This window comes from Roseovarius spongiae (genome assembly GCF_003651245.1).
In the GTDB taxonomy this organism is placed as follows: Bacteria; Pseudomonadota; Alphaproteobacteria; order Rhodobacterales; family Rhodobacteraceae; genus Roseovarius; species Roseovarius spongiae.
The window spans coordinates 357048-380448 of record NZ_RAPE01000003.1; the positions used below are offsets into that span (position 1 = coordinate 357048).

Annotated in this window: 24 protein-coding genes; 13 read left to right on the forward strand and 11 right to left on the reverse strand. The window is 68.2% G+C overall.

Annotation, left to right across the window (positions count from 1 at the left end; all coding sequences use genetic code 11):
- Positions 1–76: 76 nt before the first annotated feature.
- The 5 genes from mreC to D6850_RS13005 are packed head-to-tail and all read left to right on the forward strand — an operon-like array spanning position 77 to position 5543.
- Complete coding sequence (gene mreC / locus D6850_RS12985; protein ID WP_121167572.1) at positions 77–997, forward strand: rod shape-determining protein MreC; 921 nt, start codon at positions 77–79, stop codon at positions 995–997.
- Positions 990–1529, forward strand: a complete 540-nt coding sequence (locus D6850_RS12990; RefSeq protein WP_121167574.1) for a rod shape-determining protein MreD — start codon at positions 990–992, stop codon at positions 1527–1529. Before mreC ends, D6850_RS12990 begins: the two co-directional genes overlap by 8 nt.
- Entirely contained in the window at positions 1526–3466 is a 1941-nt protein-coding gene (mrdA, locus tag D6850_RS12995) for a penicillin-binding protein 2 (RefSeq protein ID WP_121167576.1), read from the forward strand. Before D6850_RS12990 ends, mrdA begins: the two co-directional genes overlap by 4 nt.
- The gene (gene rodA / locus D6850_RS13000) at positions 3463–4602 is read left to right on the forward strand and encodes a rod shape-determining protein RodA (protein WP_121167578.1); all 1140 of its coding nucleotides are present in this window, start codon (positions 3463–3465) and stop codon (positions 4600–4602) included. The genes mrdA and rodA overlap by 4 nt, the downstream gene beginning before the upstream one ends.
- A gap of 5 nt (positions 4603–4607) precedes the next feature.
- Positions 4608–5543, forward strand: a complete 936-nt coding sequence (locus tag D6850_RS13005) for a 2-hydroxyacid dehydrogenase (RefSeq protein ID WP_121167580.1) — start codon at positions 4608–4610, stop codon at positions 5541–5543.
- Positions 5544–5575: 32 nt separating this feature from the next.
- On the opposite strand, the gene D6850_RS13010 is transcribed toward D6850_RS13005, so the two are convergent.
- Positions 5576–6361 carry an SseB family protein gene (locus D6850_RS13010; protein WP_121167582.1) on the reverse strand — a complete coding sequence of 262 codons (786 nt, stop codon included), beginning with the start codon at positions 6359–6361 and terminating at the stop codon, positions 5576–5578.
- Positions 6354–6944: a uracil-DNA glycosylase family protein gene (locus D6850_RS13015; RefSeq protein ID WP_121167885.1), complete on the reverse strand. Its 591-nt coding sequence runs from the start codon at positions 6942–6944 to the stop codon at positions 6354–6356. The genes D6850_RS13010 and D6850_RS13015 overlap by 8 nt, the downstream gene beginning before the upstream one ends.
- 147 nt (positions 6945–7091) lie before the next feature.
- On the opposite strand from D6850_RS13015, the gene D6850_RS13020 reads away from it, so the two are divergent.
- The 8 genes from D6850_RS13020 (at position 7092) to D6850_RS13055 (ending at position 15594) form a co-directional block, all read left to right on the forward strand.
- Positions 7092–7436 (forward strand): ArsR/SmtB family transcription factor, encoded by a 345-nt coding sequence (locus D6850_RS13020; RefSeq protein ID WP_121167584.1) that lies wholly within the window; start codon positions 7092–7094, stop codon positions 7434–7436.
- Entirely contained in the window at positions 7429–8460 is a 1032-nt protein-coding gene (locus tag D6850_RS13025) for a permease (protein WP_121167586.1), read from the forward strand. The genes D6850_RS13020 and D6850_RS13025 overlap by 8 nt, the downstream gene beginning before the upstream one ends.
- 173 nt (positions 8461–8633) lie before the next feature.
- A complete protein-coding gene (locus D6850_RS13030; RefSeq protein ID WP_121167588.1) occupies positions 8634–9293 on the forward strand; it encodes an ABC transporter ATP-binding protein in 660 nt (219 codons plus the stop codon).
- A complete protein-coding gene (locus D6850_RS13035) occupies positions 9271–10899 on the forward strand; it encodes a KpsE/RkpR family capsule polysaccharide export protein (RefSeq protein ID WP_121167590.1) in 1629 nt (542 codons plus the stop codon). The genes D6850_RS13030 and D6850_RS13035 overlap by 23 nt, the downstream gene beginning before the upstream one ends.
- Position 10900: 1 nt before the next feature.
- Positions 10901–11740, forward strand: coding sequence for a 3-deoxy-8-phosphooctulonate synthase (gene kdsA, locus D6850_RS13040; protein WP_121167592.1), 840 nt, complete (start codon positions 10901–10903; stop codon positions 11738–11740).
- A gap of 14 nt (positions 11741–11754) precedes the next feature.
- Positions 11755–13248, forward strand: coding sequence for a phosphomannomutase/phosphoglucomutase (locus D6850_RS13045; RefSeq protein WP_121167595.1), 1494 nt, complete (start codon positions 11755–11757; stop codon positions 13246–13248).
- A 79-nt stretch (positions 13249–13327) separates the two neighbouring features.
- A complete protein-coding gene (locus D6850_RS13050; RefSeq protein WP_121167597.1) occupies positions 13328–13966 on the forward strand; it encodes an acyl-homoserine-lactone synthase in 639 nt (212 codons plus the stop codon).
- A gap of 98 nt (positions 13967–14064) precedes the next feature.
- Positions 14065–15594 carry an ATP-dependent DNA helicase gene (locus D6850_RS13055; protein WP_121167599.1) on the forward strand — a complete coding sequence of 510 codons (1530 nt, stop codon included), beginning with the start codon at positions 14065–14067 and terminating at the stop codon, positions 15592–15594.
- An 86-nt stretch (positions 15595–15680) separates the two neighbouring features.
- On the opposite strand, the gene D6850_RS13060 is transcribed toward D6850_RS13055, so the two are convergent.
- From D6850_RS13060 to dut, 9 genes are all read right to left on the reverse strand, one after another.
- Positions 15681–16439: a TIGR02186 family protein gene (locus tag D6850_RS13060; protein ID WP_121167601.1), complete on the reverse strand. Its 759-nt coding sequence runs from the start codon at positions 16437–16439 to the stop codon at positions 15681–15683.
- Positions 16439–17353 (reverse strand): sulfite exporter TauE/SafE family protein, encoded by a 915-nt coding sequence (locus tag D6850_RS13065; RefSeq protein WP_121167603.1) that lies wholly within the window; start codon positions 17351–17353, stop codon positions 16439–16441. Before D6850_RS13065 ends, D6850_RS13060 begins: the two co-directional genes overlap by 1 nt.
- A gap of 129 nt (positions 17354–17482) precedes the next feature.
- The gene (locus D6850_RS13070) at positions 17483–17896 is read right to left on the reverse strand and encodes a GNAT family N-acetyltransferase (RefSeq protein WP_121167887.1); all 414 of its coding nucleotides are present in this window, start codon (positions 17894–17896) and stop codon (positions 17483–17485) included.
- 14 nt (positions 17897–17910) lie between these two features.
- The gene (tsaB, locus tag D6850_RS13075) at positions 17911–18567 is read right to left on the reverse strand and encodes a tRNA (adenosine(37)-N6)-threonylcarbamoyltransferase complex dimerization subunit type 1 TsaB (RefSeq protein WP_121167605.1); all 657 of its coding nucleotides are present in this window, start codon (positions 18565–18567) and stop codon (positions 17911–17913) included.
- The gene (locus tag D6850_RS13080) at positions 18560–19126 is read right to left on the reverse strand and encodes a NifU family protein (RefSeq protein ID WP_121167607.1); all 567 of its coding nucleotides are present in this window, start codon (positions 19124–19126) and stop codon (positions 18560–18562) included. Before D6850_RS13080 ends, tsaB begins: the two co-directional genes overlap by 8 nt.
- Before the next feature lie 207 nt (positions 19127–19333).
- Positions 19334–19789 (reverse strand): universal stress protein, encoded by a 456-nt coding sequence (locus D6850_RS13085; protein ID WP_121167609.1) that lies wholly within the window; start codon positions 19787–19789, stop codon positions 19334–19336.
- 64 nt (positions 19790–19853) lie between these two features.
- Positions 19854–21866 (reverse strand): M3 family metallopeptidase, encoded by a 2013-nt coding sequence (locus D6850_RS13090; protein WP_121167611.1) that lies wholly within the window; start codon positions 21864–21866, stop codon positions 19854–19856.
- Positions 21863–22924 carry a HesA/MoeB/ThiF family protein gene (locus D6850_RS13095; protein WP_121167613.1) on the reverse strand — a complete coding sequence of 354 codons (1062 nt, stop codon included), beginning with the start codon at positions 22922–22924 and terminating at the stop codon, positions 21863–21865. Before D6850_RS13095 ends, D6850_RS13090 begins: the two co-directional genes overlap by 4 nt.
- Entirely contained in the window at positions 22924–23394 is a 471-nt protein-coding gene (dut, locus tag D6850_RS13100; RefSeq protein ID WP_121167615.1) for a dUTP diphosphatase, read from the reverse strand. Before dut ends, D6850_RS13095 begins: the two co-directional genes overlap by 1 nt.
- Between the last annotated feature and the right edge of the window lie 7 nt (positions 23395–23401).

Sequence of the window (23401 nt, forward strand, 5' to 3'; positions counted from 1 at the left end):
CTGTATTCGCGCCGTTCCATGCTATCCTGAAGGGGCGGCGCAAAGCCACGTTCCATGGGCCCGATGGGGGGGGCTGTTGGCCAGAGACAGGACACAGAGCGACGATTTCACCGGTCCCCTGAAGCGATTGCTTCTGGGGCTTCTTCTCCTGTGTCTGCTGGGGCTGTTCCTGCTGTGGCGGATCGACAGCCCGCGGGTCGAACGGTTTCGCGCGCAGGTGGTCGACACGGTGGTGCCCAATTTCGACTGGGCCTTCGCGCCGGTCACCGGATTCGTCAACATCGTGCGCGATTTCCAGAGCTACGCGCGCATCTATGACCAGAACCAGGAACTGCGCCGCGAATTGCAGCAGATGACCGCGTGGAAAGAGGCGGCGCTGCAACTGGAACAGGAAAACGCCCGCCTGCTCGATCTCAACAACGTGCGGCTCGACCCGCGGCTGACCTACGTAACCGGCGTGGTCAGCGCCGACAGCGGCTCGCCCTTCCGGCAATCCGTGGTGCTGAACGTCGGCGCGCGCGACGGCATCGTCGACGGTTGGGCGGCGATGGACGGGCTCGGGCTTGTCGGGCGGATCTCGGGGGTGGGGGACAACACGTCGCGCGTGGTGCTGCTGACCGATACGTCCTCGCGCATCCCCGTCACCGTGCAGCCCTCGGGCCAGCGCGCGCTGGTCATGGGCGACAACACCGCCGCGCCGGTGCTCGATTTCCTCGAGGACGCAGGGCAGGTGCGGCCCGGCGATCGTGTCATCACCTCCGGCGATGGCGGGGTCTTTCCGGCCGGGCTGCTGGTGGGCAACGTCGCGGTCGATCCCGGCGGGCGCACGCGGCTGCGCCTCGCTGCGGATTACGAGCGGCTGGAGTTCCTGCGGGTGCTGCGCGATCGCGGCGCCGAGCGGATCGACACCCCCGGTGCGCTGATCGCCCCGGCGGCCCTGCCCGCCCCCGGCCCGCGCGCGCCGGGGACGGCGAACACGGAAGGCGGCAATGGTTGAGCGCGTACAGGCGAGGCTCTGGGCCATGCGGGCGCTCTTCGTCGCGCTGTGCTGCGTCGTCATCTTCTGGCGGCTGCTGCCGCTCGATACGATGCCGCGCGGCTGGGCGGGGCCGGACCTGATTCTCGCGCTGGCCTGCGCCTGGGTGCTGCGGCGCCCGGAATACGCGCCGGCGTTGCTGATCGCGGCGGTGGTGCTGATGGCCGACCTGCTGTTCCAGCGCCCGCCCGGCCTCTGGGCCGCGCTTGCGCTGATCGGGACCGAAACGCTCAAGTCGCGGGCACCGGGGCTGCGGGATCTCGGGTTCGGGCCGGAATGGCTGACGGTCGCCACCGTGCTGGTGGCCATGACCCTGGGCGAACGGCTGATCCTCGCGGTGCTGATGGTGCCGCAGGCGCCGCTCGGCCTCAGCCTGATGAAGGCGCTCTTCACCATCCTTGCCTACCCGCTGGCCGTGCTCGCCTCGGCGCTGCTCTTCGGGGTGCGCAAGATCAGGCCGGGCGACGCCGACAGCCTGAGGAGCCGCGCATGAAACGCCCCGGACGCGACACCATCCTCAGCCACAAGCGGATCAACCGCCGCGGGCTGATCCTCGGGGCCGGGCAGGCCGGGTTCCTCGGGCTCCTGGCCTGGCGGATGCGGCATCTCCAGGTCGACCAGGCCGACCAGTTCCGGCTGCTCGCCGACGAGAACCGCATCAAGATCCGCCTGATCCCGCCCGCGCGCGGCCAGATCTACGATCGCAATGGCCGCGTCGTGGCCGAGAACGTGCCCTCCTACCGCATCATGATGGAGCGCGACGAGGCCGGCGACGTCGACGCCGTGATCGCGCGGCTGGGCCGGCTCGTCGATCTCGACCCCGACGAGGTCGAAAAGGCGCGCGAGGAAATGCGCCGCTCGGGTCTGCATCCGGTCACCATCGCCGACCGCGTATCATGGGAGGAACTGAGCCGCGTCGCCGTCAACGCCCCCGCCCTGCCCGGCGTGCGCCCCGAGGTGGGCCTGTCGCGGCGCTACCCGATGCACGAGGAATACGCCCATGTCGTCGGCTATGTCGGCCCGGTCAGCGATTACGACCTCGAGAAGATGGACGCCCCCGACCAGCTTCTGCTGATCCCCAGATTCCAGATCGGCAAGGTGGGCCTCGAGAAACAGCGCGAGGAGATGCTGCGCGGCAAGGCCGGGACCAAGAGGGTGGAACAGAACGCCGCCGGGCGCGTCATGCGCGAACTCGACCGCCGCGCCGGCGTGCCGGGCAAGGACATCCAGATCGCCACCGACAGCGCGCTGCAATCCTACGTCCACGCCCGCCTCAGCGGCGAAAGCGCGGCGGCGGTGGTGCTCGACTGCCAGACCGGCGACATCCTCGCCAGCGTGTCGGCGCCGGGGTTCGATTCCAACCTGTTCGTGCGCGGCATCTCGGTCGCGGATTACCGCGCGCTGCTCGACAACAAGTATCGCCCGCTGCCCAACAAGGCGGTGCAGGGCGTCTATCCGCCCGGCTCGACCTTCAAGATGGTGACCGCGCTCGCCGCGCTCGAGGACGGGCAGGTGTTGCCCGACGACACCGTCTACTGCCCCGGCCACCTCGAGGTGAGCGGGCGGCGCTTCCACTGCTGGAAACGCGCCGGGCACGGCAACGTCGATCTCATGCGCTCCCTGCGCGAAAGCTGCGACGTCTATTACTACGAACTGGCGCTGCGCACCGGCATCGAAAAGATCACCGCGATGGCCAAGCGGCTTGGCCTCGGCGTGGAGCACGACATCGCGATGTCCAGCGTCTCGGAGGGGCTGATGCCCACCAAGGCGTGGAAACGGGCGGCCCGCGGTGAGGAATGGGTGATCGGCGACAGCGTCAACTCGGCCATCGGGCAGGGCTTTACCCTCGCCTCGCCGCTGCAACTTGCGGTGATGGCGGCGCGGATCGCCACCGGGCGCGAGGTCAAGCCGCGCCTGATAAAATCCATCGACGGGGTCGAGGCGCCCACCGGCCACGGCGACGACCTCGGCCTGAACGAGAACAACCTGCGCCAGATCCGCCGCGCGATGTACGCCGTCAGCAACAACCGGCGCGGCACCGCCTATCGCAGCCGCATCATCGAGGACGGCTACCGCATGGCCGGCAAGACGGGCACCAGCCAGGTGCGCAACATCACCGCGGCCGAGCGCGCCGCCGGCGTGGTGCGCAACAGCGACCTGCCGTGGGAGCGGCGCGACCATGCGCTGTTCGTCGATTACGCGCCCGCCGACGCGCCCCGCGTCGCCGTCTCGGTGGTGGTCGAGCACGGCGGCGGTGGATCGACCGTCGCCGCCCCCATCGCGCGCGACATCACGTTGCAGGCGCTCTACGGCGGGCCGCCCCCGCTCGAGGCCTATCCCGCACGCGACCGCCCGCGCATCCAGACCCAGCAGAAGAAGCTGCGCGAACAGCAGCTCAGCCGCTCGGGCAAACTGGACGACCGCGCATGAGCTACCTTGAATACACGGTCAAGTCGGTGCCCACCGGGCCGCGCAAGATCCTCTATCTCAACTGGCCGCTGGCGCTGTTGCTGGCGACGGTGGCCTGCATCGGCTTCCTCATGCTCTACTCTGTCGCCGGCGGCTCGATGACGCCGTGGAGCGAGCCGCAGATGAAACGGTTCGCCGTCGGTTTCGCGATGATGCTGGGCGTCGGGCTGGTGCCGATCTGGTTCTGGCGCAACATCTCGGTGGTTGCCTACCTCGTGTCGCTGGCGCTGCTGGTCGCTGTTGAACTCTTCGGCAGCGTCGGCATGGGGGCGCAACGCTGGATCGACCTCGGGGTGATGCGGCTGCAACCCTCCGAGGTGATGAAGATCACCCTCGTGATGCTGCTTGCAGCCTATTACGACTGGCTGCCGCTGGCGCGGACCTCGCGACCGATCTGGGTGCTGATCCCGCTCGCCTTCATCATGGTTCCGGTCTATCTCGTGCTGACCCAGCCCGATCTCGGCACCGCGATCCTGCTGATCGCGGCGGGCGGGATCGTGATGTTCCTCGCCGGGGTGCACTGGGCCTATTTCGCCGCGGTCGCCGCCGCCGGGATCGGCCTCGTCACCGCCGTCTTCAAGAGCCGCGGGACCGACTGGCAACTGCTCGCCGATTACCAGTTCCGCCGGATCGACACGTTCCTTGACCCTTCGACCGATCCGCTTGGCGCGGGCTATCACATCACCCAGTCCAAGATCGCGCTCGGGTCCGGCGGGTGGACCGGGCGCGGGTTCATGCAGGGCACGCAGTCGCGGCTCAACTTCCTGCCCGAGAAACACACCGATTTCATCTTCACCACGCTGGCCGAGGAGTTCGGCTTTATCGGGGCGATCTCATTGCTGGGGCTCTACGCGCTCATCATCATGTTCTGCATCGCCTCGGCCATGTCGAACCGCGACCGGTTCTCATCCCTCCTGACGCTCGGCGTCGCGGCGACGTTCTTCCTGTTCTTCGCGGTCAACATGTCGATGGTCATGGGCCTTGCGCCCGTGGTCGGGGTGCCGCTGCCGCTGGTCAGCTATGGCGGCTCGGCGATGTTGATCCTCCTGCTCGGCTTCGGCATGGTCCAAAGCGCACATGTCCACAGACCAAGGTAACCCACATGACCGTCAACATCCTCTTCGCCGCCAAACCGGAACGCTGGCCCACCTATGAGCCGCTATTGCAGGAGGCGCTTGCCGAGGTCGGGGTGGACGACTACCGCCTCGCGACCGACCTGCCCCCCGAAGAGGTCGATTACATCGTCAACGCGCCCAACGGCCCGGTGCAGGATTTCAGCCCCTACACGCGCGCGAAGGCGGTGCTGAACCTCTGGGCCGGCGTCGAGGGGATCGTCAACAATCCGACGCTCACCCAACCGTTGACGCGGATGGTCGACGAAGGGCTGACGCAAGGCATGACCGAATGGGTCGCCGGCCACACGCTGCGCCATCACCTCGGGATGGACGCGCATATTCACGGGCTGAACGGCGCATGGACGCAGGACATTCCCCCGCTCGCCGCCGACCGGCCGGTCACGGTGCTGGGGCTCGGGGCGCTGGGGGCCGCCTGCGCGCAGACGATCGCGGGGCTCGGGTTTCCGGTCACCGGCTGGAGCCGGTCGGCGAAGTCGGTCGAGGGCGTCACCTGCCTGCACGGCGAGGACGGGCTGCGCGACGCCCTCTCGACCGCGCAGATCCTGATCCTGCTGCTGCCCGCCACGCCGCAGACCGAGAATATCCTGAACGCCGAGACGCTCGCGCTGCTGCCGCGCGGCGCGGTCGTGCTGAACCCCGGGCGCGGGCCGCTGATCGACGACGACGCGCTGCTCGCCGCGCTCAACGTCGGGCAGATCGGGCATGCGACGCTTGACGTGTTCCGCGTTGAGCCGCTGCCGCTGACGCATCCCTATTGGGCGCATCCGCATGTCACCGTGACCCCGCATATCGCCTCCGAAACGAGGGCCAAGACCGCCAGCCGCGTCATCGCCGAGAACATCCGCCGCGGCGAGGCGGGCGAACCCTTCCTGCATCTCGTGGACCGCGACACCGGCTACTGAGGCGAAAACGTCCAAACGGACGGAGGAGCCGCCTATTTCAGGATCGGCGGCTTCTCCGGGTCCATCCCCGGCGTCGTGGGGGTCGTGGGGGCGGCGATCTCGGGCAGATCGAAACGCAGCCCGACCCGCGCCAGCCGCTCCGTCACCGGATCGCCCGACGCGACGAAACCGACGTCGATCCCGTCCGCCCCTGCGCGCGAGAACACCAGCGCCTCGGCGATCGCCCGCGCGAGGGTGTTGTCCGCCCCCGGCGCGGCGTCGACGAAGACCAGAAGATGCCCCTGCCTGCCCCCCGCCTCGCGCAGTCCGACGAGCCACGCAGCCTTCGCCAGCCCGCCCGCGCGCGCCAGTTTCGCGTCCAGCGCGCGCAACAGCGCCTCGGGCAGCGCGACCGGCGCGCTCAGCGCCTCGGCGCGCGCGTCGACGCGGACCGGCGCGGGGATCGCCAGCGTTTCGGCCAGCCACGCGACCGCGTCGGGCGGGATCAGGATCGACGAGGGCGCGACGCCCAGGTTGACCCCAAGGCCAAGCCCCGCCTGCCCCAGCATCCGGGCCAGCATCCGCCCGGGCAGCGCCGCGTAGGGCGCGATGGCCTCCGCGAACCCGGCAAGCCGTTCGGCCGCGTCAAAGGCCAGCGCATAACGCGCGCCGTCCACCTCGAACACCTGGGGCGACAGCCGGTCGCCCTCGGGCTCGGACTCGAGCAGCAGGTGAAGCTCGGTTTCCGCCAGCGTCCCGTAGAACGCCATGCGCGGCGCGTCCGAGTCCGCGTCGGCCTCCATCGCGGCGTGCGCGCGGTCAAGCGCCGTGTCATTCATCGGTCAGGACCTCTCTCACCCGGGCGCGCAGCGCGGGCAGAACCTCCTCGCCGAACCAGGGGTTCTTCTGCAGCCAGGCGGTGTTGCGCCATGACGGATGCGGCAGCGCGAAAACCTGCGGCGCGCGGGCGCGCCAGTCGCGCACCGTTTCAGTCACCGGCCCCGGATTGCCGAGATGATATTTCTGCGCATACCCGCCGACCAGCACGGTCAGCCGAAGCTGCGACAGTTCGGCCATGACCCGCGCGTGCCACGTCTGCCGGCAGATCGCCGGGGGCGGCAGGTCGCTGCCCTTGGCGTCATAGCCCGGAAAGCAGAACGCCATCGGCACGATCGCCACCCGGTCCCGGTCGTAGAACGTCGCCCGATCGATCCCCAGCCACTCGCGCAGCCGGTCGCCCGAGGGATCGTCGAACGGCACGCCGGATTCATGCACCCGCTTGCCCGGCGCCTGACCCGCGACCAGGATCCGCGCGCCGGGGCGAAACCAGACCACCGGGCGCGGGCTGTGCTGCGTCGCCGTCGCCTCGAATCGCTCTGCGCAGAGGCGGCACGCCGTGATTTCGTTGCTCAGATCGGACATCGTTTCGGCCTTCGCGCCATTCGCGCGCAACCTATTGCAGTTGACCGGCAAGTGAAACCGGGGGCGCACGCAAGGCGGCGCGATTATTTTCATGATCGTCGAAATAAAGGGTTGCGGCACGCCCGTCGCTTCTATATTTCTAGAATCATGAAAATGACGAATCCCCAGCCTCCCGAACTCGCCCGCGTGGCGTCGACCTTCGCGGCCCTTGGCAGCGAGCAGCGCCTCGCGGTGCTGAACGCGCTGGTGCGCGCCGGGCCCGAGGGGCTGAGCATCGGCGATCTGGGCGCGCGCGCCGGCGTGGCGGGATCGACCCTGACCCATCACATGAAGATCCTCTCGCAGGCGGGGCTCGTGCGGCAGGAACGGCGCGGGCGCAGCATCATCTGCGCCGCCGTCGCCTACACCGAGCTGCGCCACCTGTCCGATTTCCTGCTGCGCGAATGCTGCGCCGACGTTCCCGAAGATCACCGAGGTCACGACCATGGCTGACAGCTGCTCTCCCTCCGCAACCCCCGCCCGCCGGGCGATCCCCGGCAAGGCGTGGATCGCGCTCATCGCGATCGTGGCGCTGGTGGCGCTCCTCGATCCGCCGCAGGCCTGGCCGACGGTCAGCTTCGCCATCGGCGCGCTCTGGCATACCGCGCCCTTCATCGCTTTCGCAGTGCTGGCGGTGGCCTGGCTCAAGGCGACGGGAGCCGAGCGTCTTCTGGCCCGCGCGTTCGAGGGCAACCAGGTCCGCATGGTGATCGTCGCCGCCGCCATCGGCGGGCTGGCCCCGTTCTGTAGCTGCGAGGTGATCCCCTTCATCGCCGCGATGCTCGCCCTCGGGGCGCCGCTCGGGGCGGTCATGGCCTTCTGGCTGGCCTCGCCGCTGATGGACCCCGCGATGTTCGCGATCACCAGCGGCACGCTCGGCTTCGACTTCGCCATCGCCAAGACGGTCGCGGCGGTGGGCATCGGCATGTTCGGCGGCTTCGCCACGATGCTGGCCGCGCGCAGCCCGCTCTTCGCCGATCCGCTGCGCGAACGCAAACGCGCGGGCGGCTGCTGCGGCCCGGCCAAACCGTTCGAAGGCGCGCCGGTCTGGCGCTTCTGGACGCAGGCCGATCGCCGCCGGACCTTCCGCGACACGTCGCTGGAAAACGCGCTCTTCCTGCTCAAATGGCTGGCGCTGGCCTATGTGGTCGAGGCGCTTATGCTGCATTACCTCCCGGCCGAGGCGGTCGCGCGCGTGCTGGGCGGCGACGGGCTTGGACCGATCGTGCTGGGCGCGCTCGTCGGCGGGCCGGCCTATCTCAACGGATACGCCGCCGTGCCGCTGGTCGACGCGCTGCTGGCGCAGGGAATGAGCGACGGCGCCGCGATGAGCTTCATGATCGCGGGCGGGGTCAGCTGCATCCCGGCGGCCATCGCCGTCTGGGCGCTGGTCAAGCCGCGCGTCTTCGCCGCCTATATCGGATTCGCCTTTCTCGGCGCGCTCGCGGCGGGGCTGACCTGGCAGGTCATCGCCTGAACCGGCGCGTCCCCAATCAATTCTTCGGCCAATTCTTCGGGTTTTTTCAGATACAGGCATAATTCTGCCTTGTTCGCCTGTATATAAGGGCGACTATCCGACATAATACGGTATCGTGGCACGTCCCACCCCGAGGCCCCGCCAAGAGGGCAGAGCAGCGCCGGAGCGAATGGATGCTCGAATTTGAGAATGTCAGCAAGTCCTTCTGGACGGGCACCCAGCGCAAGGTCATCCTCGACCGGGTGTCGTTCCGGGTGGAGCTTGGCCGCAGCATGGGCGTGCTTGCGCCCAACGGCACCGGCAAGACGACATTGATCAACATGATGGCCGGCCTCGAGAAACCCGACGAGGGCGAGATCCGCCGCCGCTGCCGCATCAGTTTTCCGCTCGGGTTCATGGGCGGCGTCATCAGCAAGATTTCCGCGATGGAGAACAGCCGCTACATTGCGCGGCTCTACGGGCTCGACCCCGACTATGTCGAGGCGTTCTGCCGCTGGATGTGCAACCTCGGCGAATATTTCGACCAACCGCTGGGCACTTACAGCACCGGCATGAAGGCGCGGTTCACCTTTTCGCTGATGCTGGCGCTCGATTTCGACATCTACCTGATCGACGAGGGCATGCCGAATTCGACCGACGTTGAATTCAACCGCAAGGCGGGGGAAATCCTCAAGGAACGGCTGCGCACCACCACGGTCGTGATCGTTTCGCACCAGGCCAAGACGTTGGAGAAATTCGCGACCTCCGCAGCCGTGCTGATGGGTGGTCAGCTCTACATGTTCGATACCTTGGAAGAGGCGAAGCAGCTTTATGACTATGAAACCCAAGGTTAGGAAATTCCGCATAAAGCGGAGCGCGACAAGCAGCGCACAGCAACAGGAGCGCGCCGCCGAGCCGCGCGAAGGCGCCAACCGCCCCGCCGCCCCGCCGCGCGCCGCCGAAGCGGAGGAGGCCCGCACAGGCGAGGTTTCCTCGCCCCAGGAGGTCAGCACCGGCCAGAGCATCGATGAGATCCGCCAGGAGGGGCTGACGGGGCGGCAATTGCGCATGGCGCGACGCGTGGCGCAGAAACACGGTCTGGCGCCGACCTCGGATTTCGACGCGGTGCGCCTGCTGCGCGAGCGTGGGATCGACCCGTTCAAGCGCGGCACGATCCTGGAGCTGGTGACGACCGACGGCGCGCCCAGGGCGGCCAAGGGCCGCGAGGTGGCCGCGCCCATGGTGCAACTGCCCCAGACCGTGCCGGCGGGCAGGCAGACGCTGCCCTCGACCGAACTCAGCCCCGCGGACCGGCGCAGCGAAGAGATCATGCGCATCCAGCGCGACATCGGCAAGCGCCGCCGGCGCAAGCTGATGCTGCTGTTCTCGCGGCTCATGGCCTTTGTCATGCTGCCGACGCTGGTGGCGGGCTATTACTACTATGTCATTGCAACGCCGATGTATTCGACCAAGTCGGAATTCCTGATCCTGTCGGCCGACGGCGGGGGCGGCGGGGCCGGCGGGCTTCGCGGGCTCATCCCCAGCCAGTTCGCCACCGGGCAGGACGCGATCGCCACGCAATCCTACCTGCTCAGCAAGGACGCGATGCTGCGGCTTGACGATGATGTCGGGTTCCGCAACCATTTCAGCGAACCCTGGATCGACCCGATCCAGCGCCTCAGCCCGGACGCGAGCAACGAGGAAGCGTTCAAGGTCTACAAGAAATTCGTCAAGATCGGCTATGACCCGACCGAAGGCGTGCTGCGCATGGAAGTGTCGAGCGCCGACCCCGAGCTGAGCGCGGTCTTTTCCGAGAAGCTGATCGAATACGCCGAGGAGCGCGTCGACGAACTGAGCCGGCGCAAGCGCCAGGACGCGGTGCTGAGCGCCACCGAGAACCTCGAAGAGGCCAAGAACGAGCGCCGCGCCGCGCAGCAGCGCATGGTCGCGTTGCAGGAGAGCAGCGTGCTCGACCCGGAGGGCGAGATCGCCAATGTCCGGCAGCTCATCGCCAACGTGGAATTGCAGCTCCAGGAAAAGCAGCTCGCGCTCCAGACGCAGAACAACAACGCGCGGCCCAACCGCGCCAAGGTACAGGCCCTCACCAGCGAAATCGAGGTGCTCCAGGCCGAATTGAGCAAGCAGAGAGCGCGGCTCACCGAGGCGCATGAGGGGCAAAGCTCGCTCGCGTCGCAGACGGCGGACATCCAGATGGCGCAGGCCGACCTCGCGACCGCCGACCTGGTGTTACAGGCCGCGCTCGAGAATCAGCGCCAGAGCCAGATCGAGGCGAACAAGCAGGTTCGCTACCTGACGGTGAGCGTGCGCCCCGTGCCCTCCGAGGACCCCTCCTACCCGCGCGCGTTCGAGAACACGATCCTCGCATTCCTGATTTTCGCGGGGATTTATCTTATGATCTCGCTCACTTCATCTATCCTGCGGGAACAGGTATCGTCCTGACATGACTATCGTGGACATATCCGGCCTCGGCGTCGGCAACGACCAGCCGCTGACCGTCATCGCGGGTCCGTGCCAACTCGAATCCGTGGACCATGCGCAGATGATCGCGGGCCGCATGCGCGAGGTCTGCACCGCCGCCGGCGCGCAGTTCATCTTCAAGGGCTCCTTCGACAAGGCCAACCGCACCTCGCTTTCGGGCAAGCGCGGGCTGGGCGTGGACGAGGGGCTGAAGGTCATGCAGGCGGTGCGCGCCGCGCTCGACGTGCCGGTTCTGACGGACGTTCACCTGCCCGACCAGTGCGCGCCCGTGGCCGAAATCTGCGACGTGCTGCAAATCCCCGCCTTCCTCTGCCGCCAGACCGACCTTCTGATCGCGGCGGGCGAAACGGGTGCGGCGATCAACGTGAAGAAGGGCCAGTTCCTCGCGCCCTGGGACATGCCCAACGTGGTGGCCAAGATCGAGGCGACCGGCAATCGTCGCATCCTGCTGACCGAACGCGGCACGTCGTTTGGCTACAACACGCTGGTTGCGGACATGCGCTCCCTGCCGCAGATGGCTGCGACCGGCTACCCGGTGGTGATGGACGCCACGCATTCGGTGCAGCAACCCGGCGGCATGGGCGGCTCATCCGGCGGGCAGCGCGAATTCGCGCCGGTCATGGCGCGCGCCGCCGTCTCGCTCGGCATCGCGGCGGTCTTCATCGAGACGCACGAAGCACCCGACACCGCGCCTTCGGACGGGCCGAACATGATTCCGCTGGACCGCATGGGCGCGCTGATCGAGAGCCTCGTGCGGTTCGACCGGCTCGCCAAATCCGATCCCATTTGTCTAGACATATAAGGACGCCACAGGTGATGAAACCCGCCCCTTCCGTGACCCCCAACACCTGGGAATTCCTGCGCGACCCGATGATCGCGCCCACCGGTTTCCGCGAATACGACGCGCGCTGGAAATACCCTGACGAGATCAACCTGCCCGGCATGACCGCGCTTGGTCTCGGGCTCGGCACGCAGATGCGCGCGCGGGGGATCGACCCCGTGATCGCGGTCGGCAACGATTACCGCGACTATTCGCTGAGCATCAAGAATGCGCTCATCGTCGGGCTGATGCAGGCCGGCATCCACGTGAAGGACATCGGCCCGGCCCTGTCGCCGATGGCCTATTTCGCGCAGTTCCATCTCGACGCGCCCGCCGTGGCGATGGTCACCGCCTCGCACAACCCCAACGGCTGGACCGGGGTGAAGATGGGGTTCGAGCGCCCGCTGACCCACGGCCCCGACGAAATGGCGGAATTGCGCGACATCGTGCTCGAAGGGCGCGGGCAGGCGTATCCCGGCGGCGCCTATGAATTCGTCCCCGGCGTGGGCGGGGCCTATCTAGATGATCTCGTGGGCGATTTCCGCATGACCCGCAAGCTCAAGGTCGTCTGCGCCACCGGCAACGGCACCGCCTCCGCCTTCGCGCCCGAGCTTTTTGCGCGCCTCGGCGTCGAGGTCGTGCCGCTGCATAACGCGCTCGACTACACCTTCCCGCATTACAATCCCAACCCCGAGGCGATGGAGATGCTGCACGACATGGCCGCCTGCGTGCGCGCCTCGGGCGCCGATCTGGCGCTCGGCTTCGACGGCGACGGCGACCGCTGCGGCGTGGTGGACGACGAGGGCGAGGAAATCTTCGCTGACAAGGTGGGCGTGATCCTCGCCCGCGACCTCAGCCGCCTGCACCCGAACGCCACCTTCGTGGCGGACGTCAAATCCACCGGCCTGTTCGCCTCGGACGCCGAATTGCAGGCCAACGGGGCGAAGGCCGACTACTGGAAGACCGGCCACAGCCACATGAAACGCCGGGTGAAGGAACTGGGCGCGCTGGCGGGGTTCGAAAAATCCGGGCACTATTTTCTCGCTGAACCGGTGGGGCGCGGCTATGACTGCGGGCTGCGCGTGGCGGTCGAGATCTGCAAGCTGATGGACCGCCACCCGGACCAGTCCATGTCCGACCTGCGCCGCGCGCTGCCGGTCACATGGGCCACGCCGACGATGTCGCCCTATTGCGCGGACACCGAGAAATACGAGGTGCTTGACCGGCTTGTCGCGCGCCTTGTCGCCAAGCACGAAGCGAATGAACCGATCGCGGGGCGCATGATCGAGCAGGTGGTCACGGTAAACGGCGCGCGGGTGATTCTAGACAACGGCAGTTGGGGGCTCGTCCGGGCCTCGTCGAACACGCCCAACCTCGTCGTCGTCTGTGAAAGCGGGGAGAGCGAAGCCGAGATGCGCGCCATTTTCGCCGATATCGACGCGGTGATCCGCACCGAACCGTCGGTCGGCGACTACGATCAGTCAATTTGACGCAACAATCCGCCTGAAAAGAGATCATTAACCAAGAAGGCACTATGTCTGGAACCGTCTATTTACAGAGGGGACAGACATGTTACGCTTTATCTACGCTCACGACCTGGCTCATTTTCCCGTGCTGGCGCGCGGAATGTTCCGTGATCGCGCGGACCAGTTCAAACGCCGTCTCGGCTGGGAGGTCTCCGTCGACGCCGCCGGGGAGGAACGCGACGAATACGACGCGCTCGACCCGCTTTACGTGATTTGGCAGCGTTCGGATGGTCAGCATGGCGGCTCCATGCGCCTGTTGCCCACGACCGGGCGCACGATGCTGAACGACCATTTCGCGCATCTTCTGCCGGACGGCCCGGTGCGTGATCCGCAACTTTGGGAATGCACGCGCTTCTGCCTCGCGCCCGGCGCGGAATCGCATGTCGCCGCCGCGCTGATGCTGGGCGGCGGCGAGGTGCTGCGCGGGATGGGGCTCAGCGGTTACACCGGCGTGTTCGATGCGCGGATGGAACGCATATACCGCTTTATCGGCTCATCGCCGCAGGTGATCGGCGCAATCGGAAGCGGACGCGACCGGATCAGCGCGGGGATCTGGATCCAGACCGACGCCGATCGGGCCAAGGTCGCGCACCGGGCGCGGGTGTCGCCCGAGATTTCCGCGCTCTGGTTCCACCGCGCCGCGCTTCCCACCGTCGAGGAACGTCCGCTCGTCGCCGCCTGACGCGGTTTGCGAAACGCGTGTCGCCGCTCACTGGCGCGCGTTTCGCCCCTGCGCCGCTTTCGCTGGCGCCCCGGCTGGGGCGACGATAAGGTCGCCCCATGTCCCGGATCGCGCTGACATTTTCCGAAGACCAGGCCGAGGCCCACGACCGCATCGCCGACGCGCTGCGCGGCGCGGGCGTCGATCTCGACGCCGGCGCGCTCTCGCCCCCGCGCGAGGGGCGCGAATCGGTGATGGCCGTGATCGGCAAGGCCGGCTCGGGCAAGACGCTGCTGCTGGCCGAACTGTTCCACGCGATGGAGGAGGCCGGCGTCGACATCGTCTCGGGCGACTATGAGAGCCGCAAACGGCGCGACCGGCGCAGCCTCGCGATCCTCGCCCCCACCAACAAGGCGGCGAGCGTGCTGCGCATGCGCGGCGTGCCCGCAACGACGATCCACCGCATCCTCTACACGCCCGTCTATGACCCGGAATACGAAAAGATCGCCGAATGGCTGGCCGGCAACGGCGACCGCCCGGTGATCGAGGATCTGACCGAGATCGCGCTCGACCGGGCGCACGCGTTCTATCAGACCAACAAGTCGATCCCCGGCGCGCTGGCCGCCGCGGGGCTGCGCGGCAGCGATTTCATCACCGGCTGGAAACGCCGGGAGGAACCGCTCGACATCGGGTTCGTGGACGAGGCCAGCATGCTGGACGAACGCCAGTTGGACGACCTCAGGGAGATCTTCCCGACGCTGCTGCTGTTCGGCGATCCCGCGCAGCTGCCCCCGGTCAAGAGCGAGGGCGGCATGGTCTTCGACTCCCTGCCCGCCCCGGCCAAGCTCGAACTGCACCGGATCCATCGGCAGGACGCCGACAACCCGATCCTCGATCTCGCCCACGCGCTTGCCGATCCGGCGATGGAATTCTCCGACTTCGAGGCGATGGTGCAGGACAAGGCGCGCGCGGACGACCGCGTGCAATGGGCCGAGCGAGTCGAGGTCGACCTGATGGCGCGCTCGCCCGTGCTGGTCTGGCGCAACGCCACGCGTATCCGGCTCATCAACGCCTTCCGCAAGGTCCACGGCGCCCCCGAAACCGCGCTGCTGGAGGGTGAGCCGCTGATCTGCGACGGGATCGAGTTGCCGCTCAAACACCGCAAGAAGCGGCTCGACCTCGAGGCGCGCGGGCTCATCAAGGGCGCGCAGGTGATCTATCTCGGGCCCGGCAAGAAGCCCGGCTTTTCCCGTCTGCACGTCATGGGCGCCGAGGATCCGCAGGTGAGCGCCGCCAGCATCGTGAAGATCGAGAAACCGGACGAGGAGGAACCCTTCATCCCCTTCGCCGCCAACATGGGCGCCACCTTTTTGCACGGGGCGGCGGTGACGATCCACAAGGCGCAGGGCTCGCAATGGGAAACGGTGCAGGTCTTCGCGCCCGATCTCTTCGTCGCCGCGCGCATGGGCCGCGTCGAGGCGGGTCAGCCGCTGTGGAAACGGCTTGCCTACGTGGCGATCACCCGCGCGCAGGAACGGCTGCACTGGGTGGTGCGCAACCGGCTCTCGAAACCCGAACACGCCTTGCGCGTGGACGATCTGCGCGCAGCGCCCGCGCCGCTCACGCTCGAGGCGCAGAACGACGGCTGAGGCGGCGCCCGTCCCGCCGAAGGTATCCTCGCCGAAGGCCCCCGCCGGCCGGCGCGCGCGGCGTCACCCTAGGGCGCAGCGCCCGCTCAGCCCGCCCGAAGCGCGCGGAACGCGACCGAGGCGCCCCACCCCGCCGCGATCGCGATGGCGAGCGACATGAACCCGTAGAGGATCGGATCCACGCGCGAGAGGTCGAACAGCCAACGCTCCATGCCCACCTTGCCGACGTCGATCACCGTGTCGTAATGCGATACGACCTGCCCCTTGCGCGTGAGGAAGATGCGCGTCGTGTAGGCCCCTTCGGTCAGGTTCGCCGGCAGCCTGATCGAGGTCTGGAACAGCGTCTGTTCGCTCAACTCGACCGCGCCCTCGTTGATCTTGTAGGCGCCCTGCGCCTTGCGGATGCGGATCACCGCGTCGGTAAAGCTCTGCGCGTCCTTCACGGCGCTCGGCGCCCCGACCGAGCGGATCGCGCGCGGGATCGATATCTTGTGTCGCAGGTCCTCGACCTCCGAGAGCACCTCGCTCCACGCGCCGCTGGTCGCGACGGCGTAGAAGCTCGGGGCGCTGTCCACCTCGACCGCGTCGACATTGACCCAGATGCCGAACCGGCGCTCCTTGCGGCGCACATCGAGCGGCTCGGACGGGCCCGCGACGGCGACGACCACGCCCAGTTCCCCTTCGGGAATCGGCGTCTCGCGCTTGATCGCGCCGAACAACAGTATGTCCGAGCCGTCGAATGTCGTATTGATCGCGATCCTGTCCTTGCTGAGACCCAGCACGACCTCCTCGGCGCCAAGCGGCGGCGCGACCAGCAGCGCGAGGATCAGCGCGAGGAACCGCATCACATCCCTTCCGCCGCGCCGATGGAATAGAGCTCCGCCGGCCTGATCAGCAGGTCGAGCCCCAGCTTGAAGCATACCGCCAGCACCAGGATCGCCAGCAGGATGCGCAATTGCTCCGCCTTCATCCGGTTGCCGATCACCGTGCCGAACTGCGCGCCGACCACCCCGCCGACGATCAGCAGCACCGCCAGCACCACGTCGACGATGCCGCTGCTGACGGCGTGCAGCATGGTGGCGAACCCGGCGACGAAGATGATCTGGAAGAGCGACGTGCCCACCACCACCTTGGTCGGCATGCCCAGCAGGTAGATCATCGCCGGCACCATGATGAACCCGCCGCCCACGCCCATGATCGCCGCCAGCACCCCGACGGCGAGCCCGACCAGCGCGGGCGGGATGACGCTGATGTAAAGGCCCGAGGTGCGGAACCGCATCTTCAGCGGAAGCTTCTGGATCCAGGTGTGTTTCTTGCGCGCGGGCGCGCTGCCGCGCCGTGAACTGCGGATGGCGCGCAGGCTCTCGACGAACATCATCGCGCCGACGATCCCGAGGAACACCACGTAGAACAGCGTCACCAGAAGGTCCACCTGTCCCAGTTCCTTGAGATAGTTGAACAGCATCACGCCCAGCGCCGCCCCGAGCAGCCCGCCGAGCAGCAGCACCGTCCCCATCCGAAGATCGACGGCGCGCCGCCGGAAATGCGCCAGCACCGCCGAGAAGGACGACGCGACGATCTGGTTCGCGCCGGTCGCCACCGCCACGGCCGGGGGGATGCCGATGAAGAACAGAAGCGGCGTCATCAGGAAACCGCCGCCGACCCCGAACATGCCCGAAAGGACGCCCACCAACCCGCCCAGACCCAACAGGAGGATCGCGTTGACCGAAACTTCGGCGATGGGCAGGTAGATATACATCATATCAACTATCGCCATGCCCGCCGTTTTGGCAAGCGCGCAGCGGCGCCGGGCGCGCCCGCGCGGGATCGATTCGAGGATCTGGCGCTACAACCCGGCGCAACTGGACCGATCCGGCCGCGCCTTCAGTCAGGCCGCGCCCGGCCCGGTCAGCGTCTTGGCGAGAACCAGCGCGTCGACGCGCCGCGCGCCGCGGAAGTAATACCCCGCGCGCCGCGCAACGATCGCGTATCCCGCCGCCGCGTAGAGCGCGCGGGCTCCGCCGTTGTCCTCGGCCACTTCCAGCACATGGCGCGCGGCCCTACGCGCGCGCAGCGATGCCTCCAGCCGCCCGAGCACCTGCCGCGCCAGGCCCTGCCGGCGGTGGTCGGGATCAGTCGCCAACGTCAGCAGCTCCGCCTCGTCGGCGATCAACCGCGATAGGCCGAAGGCCCGCGCGTCGCCGGCCCATGTCACCGCGTCCGATGCGATCAGCTCGGCGAACTCGGCCTCGCGCCAGCCCCGTCCCTGCCCGGCAAAGGCGCGGGCGTGCAGGCGGGCCATGCCGGCGGCGTCCATCAATCGAGCATGACCGGCGGCGCGTCCCGCGCGGGCGCGGCGTCGGCGGGTTTGAGGTAATGGGGCGCGGCGGCGGGGCCGTCCCATCCCGGCAGGCGCGCAGCCGCGATGCGCGCGATGGCGAGACCGGGCGCCGCGGACGCAGCCGCGTGCGCCACCCCGAGATGCGCCGCGATCTCCGCCCCCGCCGACCCGATGGAAAGGAGCCCCGGCTCGACCAGCGCGCGGTCGAGATCGCGGATCGCGACCAATGCTGGCGCCACGTCGCGTTTCATGCCATACCCCTGCACGTAAGCCTGCCCGCGGGGCGCTGCGACCGAGGCGAGGATCGGACCGCGCGCGCCTTGCGCCGCCGCGTCCAGCAGCGTGACCCCGATCACCGGGATCCCGAACGCGAGCCCCAGTCCGCGCATCCCCGCGACCGATATCCGGATGCCGGTGAAATTGCCCGGCCCGGTCCCGACGCCGATCGCGGCGAGGTCGCGCCACTCGGTCCCGCCGCGCGCCATCAGGTCGCCAAGCAGCGGAAACAGCGACTCGGCCTGCCCTTTGGGCATGTCTTCATGAAGATCGGCAAGAACGTCACCCCCCCGCAAGAGCGCCGCGCTGCACCACGGCCCGGAGGTATCGACGCCCAGGACGAGAGGCTCAGACACCGATCGGGCGCACCTCTGTCACCTCGGGGATATAGTGCCGCAAGAGGTTCTCGATCCCCATCTTCAGCGTGATGGTCGAGGACGGGCAGCCCGCGCAGGCGCCCTGCATGTGCAGGTAGACGACGCCGCGGTCGAAGCCGTGAAAAGTGATGTCGCCGCCGTCCTGCGCCACCGCCGGGCGCACGCGCGTATCCAGCAGTTCCTTGATCTGGTTCACGATCTCGCCATCCTCGCCGTCATGCTCCGCATGGCCCGAGGCGGGATCGGCGCCGCCGTCGGCCATAACCGGCTCACCGGACTGGTAATGCTCCATGATCGCGCCAAGCAGCGCCGGCTTGATATGGTCCCATTCGACGGCGTCGGCCTTGGTCACGGTGACGAAATCGGTGCCGAAGAACACGCCCGTCACCCCTTCGACCGCGAAAAGCCGCGTGGCGAGAGGCGACTTCCCGGCCCCTTCGGGGGTGGGGAAATCCGCGGTGCCCGCGGGCAGGACGCTCTGCCCCGGAAGGAATTTCAACGTCGCGGGGTTGGGCGTGGATTCGGTCTGGATGAACATGGAACGGCCCCCTTCGTGGTGCATGCCTTCGATATGCGCGCGCCGAGGGCGCGAGTCAAGGTTTGGAACGATTCTAAACTACGCGCACCCCCGGGGCCAGCCCCCGACCTCGGGATATTTCGGGCAAGAAGTAAAGCGGAACTGCTGTCTTCTTCCTGCCCCAAACATCCCCGCCGGAGGCGGGAAATCCGCGGAACGCGATCCCCGTCAGGTGATCGCCTCGAGCCGCTCCTTGCTCAGATCGCCGGGGACGATGGTGATCGGAATGGGCAGCGATCCGGCGTTCTTGGTCAGTTGCGACACCAGCGGCCCCGGCCCCTTGCGGTCCGTCGCGGCGCCCAGCACCAGCACGCCGACCTCGGGATCCTCGTTGACCTGGGCGATGATCTCGGCGACCGGCTCGCCCTCGCGGATGACGAGTTCGGGCTCAACCCCCTGCTTGTCCCGCATCCACTTGGCGAAGACCTCGAAATGCGCCTCGATGCGTTCGCGGTGCTCCTCGCGCATGATGTCGCCCACACCGATCCAGTGCTTGAACTCGTCGGGCGGGATGACCGACAACACCTTGACCCCGCCCTCGGTATTTGCCGCGCGCATGGCGGCGAAGCGTATGGCGTTCAGGCATTCGCGGCTGTCATCCAGCACGACCATGAATTTGCGCATCTTGCCGTCCTTCGCTTGGCTTCGGGATCATGGCGCAACCTGCGTCCCCGCGCAATAGAGCGTATCAGCCCGCCAGCCCGCGCCCCTCGAGCAGCGCCTCGGGCCCCGGCATCCGGCCGCGAAACGCGCGGTAGAGCGCCTCCGCCTCCTCCGAGCCGCCGCGCGACAGGATATGGCGTTCGAGGGCCGCCGCGCGCTCAGGATCGAACGCACCGCCCGCCTCCTCGAAGCTGGCGAAGGCGTCGGCGTCCATCACCTCGGACCACATGTAGCTGTAATAGCCCGAGGAATAGCCATCGCCCGAGAACACATGCGCGAAATGCGGCGTCGCGTGGCGCATCGCGATGGCGTGCGGCATGCCGAGTTCCGCCAGCACCTCCGCCTGCCGCGCCATCGGGTCGGCGGGCGGCGCCCCGTCGTGGAAATCAAGATCCACCAGCGCCGAGGCGATGTACTCCACCGTCTGGAACCCCATGTCGTAAGTCGCCGCGCCCAGCACCTTGTCAAGCAGCGCGCGCGGCATCGGCGCGCCGGTTTCCGCGTGGCGCGCGAATTCGGCCAGCACCTCGGGAACTTCGAGCCAGTGTTCGAACAACTGGCTCGGCAGTTCCACGAAATCGCGCGCCACGGACGTGCCGCTCACCGATTCATAGGTCACGTCCGAGAGCATCTGGTGCAGCGCGTGCCCGAATTCATGGAACAGCGTGCGCGCATCATCGTAGCTCAGCAGCGCCGGCTCACCACGCGCGAAGTTGCAGACGTTGATGACCACCGGCCCCTGCACGCGCGGAAACTTCGCCTGCCCGCGCATGGCGCTGCACCAGGCGCCGGACCGCTTGGAGGGGCGCGCGAAATAGTCGCCGATGAACACCGCCACGTGTTCGCCGCCGCGCGTGACCTCCCAAGCGCGGCAATCGGGGTGGTAGAGCGGCGCGTCGAGCGCGCGGAATTCCAGCCCGAAGAGGCGCTGCGCGCAGGCGAACGCCGCTTCGATCATCCGGTCGAGTTGCAGGTAGGGCTTCACCGCGCCCTCGTCGAAATCATGCTCGGCCTGGCGGCGTTTCTCGGCGTAGTAGCGCCAGTCCCACGGTTCGAGCGCACCGTTCACGCCGTCCGCGCGCATCATCCGCGTGAGGATCTGCGCATCCGCCTCGGCCCGCGCCCTTGCAGGCGTCCAGACCCGCATCAGCAGGTCGCGCACCGCCTCCGGCGTCCCGGCCATCTCGGTTTCGAGCTTGAAGCTCGCGAAACTGTCGTAGCCCAGCAATTGCGCGCGCTCATGGCGCAGCTTCAGCGTCTCGGCGGCGATGGCGCGGTTGTCGGTGTCGCCCCCGCCTGCGCCCCGCGCGGCCCAGGCGGCGAAGGCGCGCTCGCGCAGGTCGCGGCGCGGCGAGAATTGCAGGAACGGCACGATGAGCGAACGCGACAGCGTGATCGCCGGACCATCGAGCCCCTTCTCCGCCCCCGCCGCGCGCGCGGCGTCGATCACGAAATCGGGGAGACCGTCCAGATCGTTCTCGGCCAGTTCCATGTGCCACGCCGCCTCGTCCGCGAGCAGGTTCTGCGTGAAGGCGGTGCCGAGCTCCGCCAGTCGCGCCATGATCGCGCGCATCTCTTCCTCCTCGGCCCCGCTCAGCGCCGCACCGGCGCGGCGGAAGGCCCGGTGCGTCAGCATCAGCACGCGCGCCTGCTCTGCCGTCAGGTCGAGCGCGTCGCGGTCCCGCCATAGCGCCTCGATCCTGTGGAACAGCGCCTTGTTGCCGGTCACCCAGGACGAATGCGCGGCGAGCTTCGGCGCGAAGTCGCGCTGGAGCGCCTGGCGCGCAGGGTTGCTGTCCGCACCCGCCAGCGTAAAAAACACGCCCAGCACCTTGTCGAGCGCCGCGCCCGACGCTTCGAGCGCCTCGATCGTGTTGGCGAAGGTGGGCGGCGCGGGGTTCTCGGCGATGGCGGTGATCTCGGCCTCCGCCTCCTCCAGCGCGGCCGTGAAGGCCGGCGCGAAATCCTCGTCCTTGATCGCATCGAAGGGCGCGATGCGGAACGGCGTGTTCCATTCGGCCAGGAGCGGGTTAGTCATCCTGCGTGTTCCTTTTCCTTAATCTCGCCGCAGACCGGGCAATCCGCGCGCCGGGCCAGCGTGAACTTGCGCGCATCGCCATAGAGCGCGTCGTAGATCAGCATCTCGCCGCGCAGCGCAGCCCCGGCCCCGGTGATGAGCTTGATCGCCTCGGTCGCCATCATCGCGCCGATCACGCCCGGGAGCGCCGCCATCACGCCCGCCTCGGCGCAGGACGGGACCAGCGCGGGATCGGCTGCCTCGGGAAAGACGCATTGATAGCAGGGCGCGCCGCGCGCCGGGTCAAAGACCGAAAGCTGCCCCTCCCACTGCGTGAGCGCCCCGGAAACCAGCGGCCGCCCCGTCGCCACCGCCGCGCGGTTCGACAGGTAGCGCGTCGCGCTGTTGTCGACCCCGTCGAGGATCACGTCGTAATCGGCAAAGAGATCCTGGGCGATCTCGTCGGTAAGCCGCCGGTGATAGGGCCGCACGGCGACATGCGGGTTCTGCGCGCGGATCGCCTGCGCCGCGGACTGCACCTTGGGCAGCCCGAGCGAAGCGTCGGGATGGATGACCTGCCGTTGCAGATTGGACGCCTCAACGGCGTCGTCGTCGATCACCCCGATCGTGCCGACGCCCGCGGCGGCGAGGTAAAGCATCACCGGCGATCCGAGCCCGCCGGCGCCGATCACCAGCACGCGCGCGTTTTTCAGCGCCTTCTGCCCCGGCCCGCCGATCTCGTGCAGCACGATATGGCGCGCGTAACGCTCCAGTTCGGCGTCGGAAAACGTGCCGGCGCGGGTCTCTTCGGGCGCCGTCGCCGACCGGCTGCGCGCCCGCAGCGCGCGCAGCACGGCGGCATAGGCGAGCCCGATCCCGACCGCCCCGCCCAGCAGCAGCCAGGGCGCTGCGTTCTCTCCGGTGGCCGCGCGCATCGGATGCCCGCCCGGCAGCAGGAGGTGCAGCAGCACCACGCCCAGCCAGACCGCCCCGATCATGATCCAGCGCAGCCGCGCGGGCGTGCCGAGCACCGCGCCCAGAACCCAGAGCGCGACGGCGAGGATCAGCACCATCGCCATCACTCGACTCCGGTCGAGCCAAAGCCGCCATCGCCGCGCGCGCTCTGCTCCAGCGTCTCGACGCAGGCGAACTTCGCGCGCAGGACCGGCGCCACCACCATCTGCGCGATCCGGTCGCCATGCGCGATGTGAAACGGCGCCTCCCCGGCGTTTATCACGATCACGCCCAGCGGGCCGCGATAATCCGAATCGATGGTGCCGGGGCTGTTGGGCAGGGTGATCCCGTGCTTCAGCGCCAGCCCCGAGCGCGGCCGGATCTGCACCTCGAACCCGTCGGGCACGGCGATCCGGAGCCCCGTCGGCACCAGCGCGCGCGCGCCGGGCGCAAGCGTGACGCCCCCGCGCGCGTCCTGCGGGAAATTCGCCCGCAGATCGGCGCCCGCCGCGCCCGCGCTGGCGTAGAAGGGCAACCCCAGCGTGCGGTCCGCACCATCGTCCCAGGCGACGTTTATGACGACTCCACCCTGCACTTTCGAT

Excerpts from the sequence above, each read along its gene's own strand:
- D6850_RS12990 (WP_121167574.1), top strand. The coding sequence starts at position 990 with ATGGTTGAGCGCGTACAGGCGAGGCTCTGGGCCATGCGGGCGCTCTTC.
- mrdA (WP_121167576.1), top strand. The coding sequence starts at position 1,526 with ATGAAACGCCCCGGACGCGACACCATCCTCAGCCACAAGCGGATCAAC.
- rodA (WP_121167578.1), top strand. The coding sequence starts at position 3,463 with ATGAGCTACCTTGAATACACGGTCAAGTCGGTGCCCACCGGGCCGCGC.
- D6850_RS13005 (WP_121167580.1), top strand. The coding sequence starts at position 4,608 with ATGACCGTCAACATCCTCTTCGCCGCCAAACCGGAACGCTGGCCCACC.
- D6850_RS13010 (WP_121167582.1), bottom strand. The coding sequence starts at position 6,361 with ATGAATGACACGGCGCTTGACCGCGCGCACGCCGCGATGGAGGCCGAC.
- D6850_RS13015 (WP_121167885.1), bottom strand. The coding sequence starts at position 6,944 with ATGTCCGATCTGAGCAACGAAATCACGGCGTGCCGCCTCTGCGCAGAG.
- D6850_RS13020 (WP_121167584.1), top strand. The coding sequence starts at position 7,092 with ATGAAAATGACGAATCCCCAGCCTCCCGAACTCGCCCGCGTGGCGTCG.
- D6850_RS13025 (WP_121167586.1), top strand. The coding sequence starts at position 7,429 with ATGGCTGACAGCTGCTCTCCCTCCGCAACCCCCGCCCGCCGGGCGATC.
- D6850_RS13030 (WP_121167588.1), top strand. The coding sequence starts at position 8,634 with ATGCTCGAATTTGAGAATGTCAGCAAGTCCTTCTGGACGGGCACCCAG.
- D6850_RS13035 (WP_121167590.1), top strand. The coding sequence starts at position 9,271 with ATGACTATGAAACCCAAGGTTAGGAAATTCCGCATAAAGCGGAGCGCG.
- kdsA (WP_121167592.1), top strand. The coding sequence starts at position 10,901 with ATGACTATCGTGGACATATCCGGCCTCGGCGTCGGCAACGACCAGCCG.
- D6850_RS13045 (WP_121167595.1), top strand. The coding sequence starts at position 11,755 with ATGAAACCCGCCCCTTCCGTGACCCCCAACACCTGGGAATTCCTGCGC.
- D6850_RS13050 (WP_121167597.1), top strand. The coding sequence starts at position 13,328 with ATGTTACGCTTTATCTACGCTCACGACCTGGCTCATTTTCCCGTGCTG.
- D6850_RS13055 (WP_121167599.1), top strand. The coding sequence starts at position 14,065 with ATGTCCCGGATCGCGCTGACATTTTCCGAAGACCAGGCCGAGGCCCAC.
- D6850_RS13060 (WP_121167601.1), bottom strand. The coding sequence starts at position 16,439 with ATGCGGTTCCTCGCGCTGATCCTCGCGCTGCTGGTCGCGCCGCCGCTT.
- D6850_RS13065 (WP_121167603.1), bottom strand. The coding sequence starts at position 17,353 with ATGTATATCTACCTGCCCATCGCCGAAGTTTCGGTCAACGCGATCCTC.
- D6850_RS13070 (WP_121167887.1), bottom strand. The coding sequence starts at position 17,896 with ATGGCCCGCCTGCACGCCCGCGCCTTTGCCGGGCAGGGACGGGGCTGG.
- D6850_RS13080 (WP_121167607.1), bottom strand. The coding sequence starts at position 19,126 with ATGTTCATCCAGACCGAATCCACGCCCAACCCCGCGACGTTGAAATTC.
- D6850_RS13085 (WP_121167609.1), bottom strand. The coding sequence starts at position 19,789 with ATGCGCAAATTCATGGTCGTGCTGGATGACAGCCGCGAATGCCTGAAC.
- D6850_RS13090 (WP_121167611.1), bottom strand. The coding sequence starts at position 21,866 with ATGACTAACCCGCTCCTGGCCGAATGGAACACGCCGTTCCGCATCGCG.
- D6850_RS13095 (WP_121167613.1), bottom strand. The coding sequence starts at position 22,924 with ATGGCGATGGTGCTGATCCTCGCCGTCGCGCTCTGGGTTCTGGGCGCG.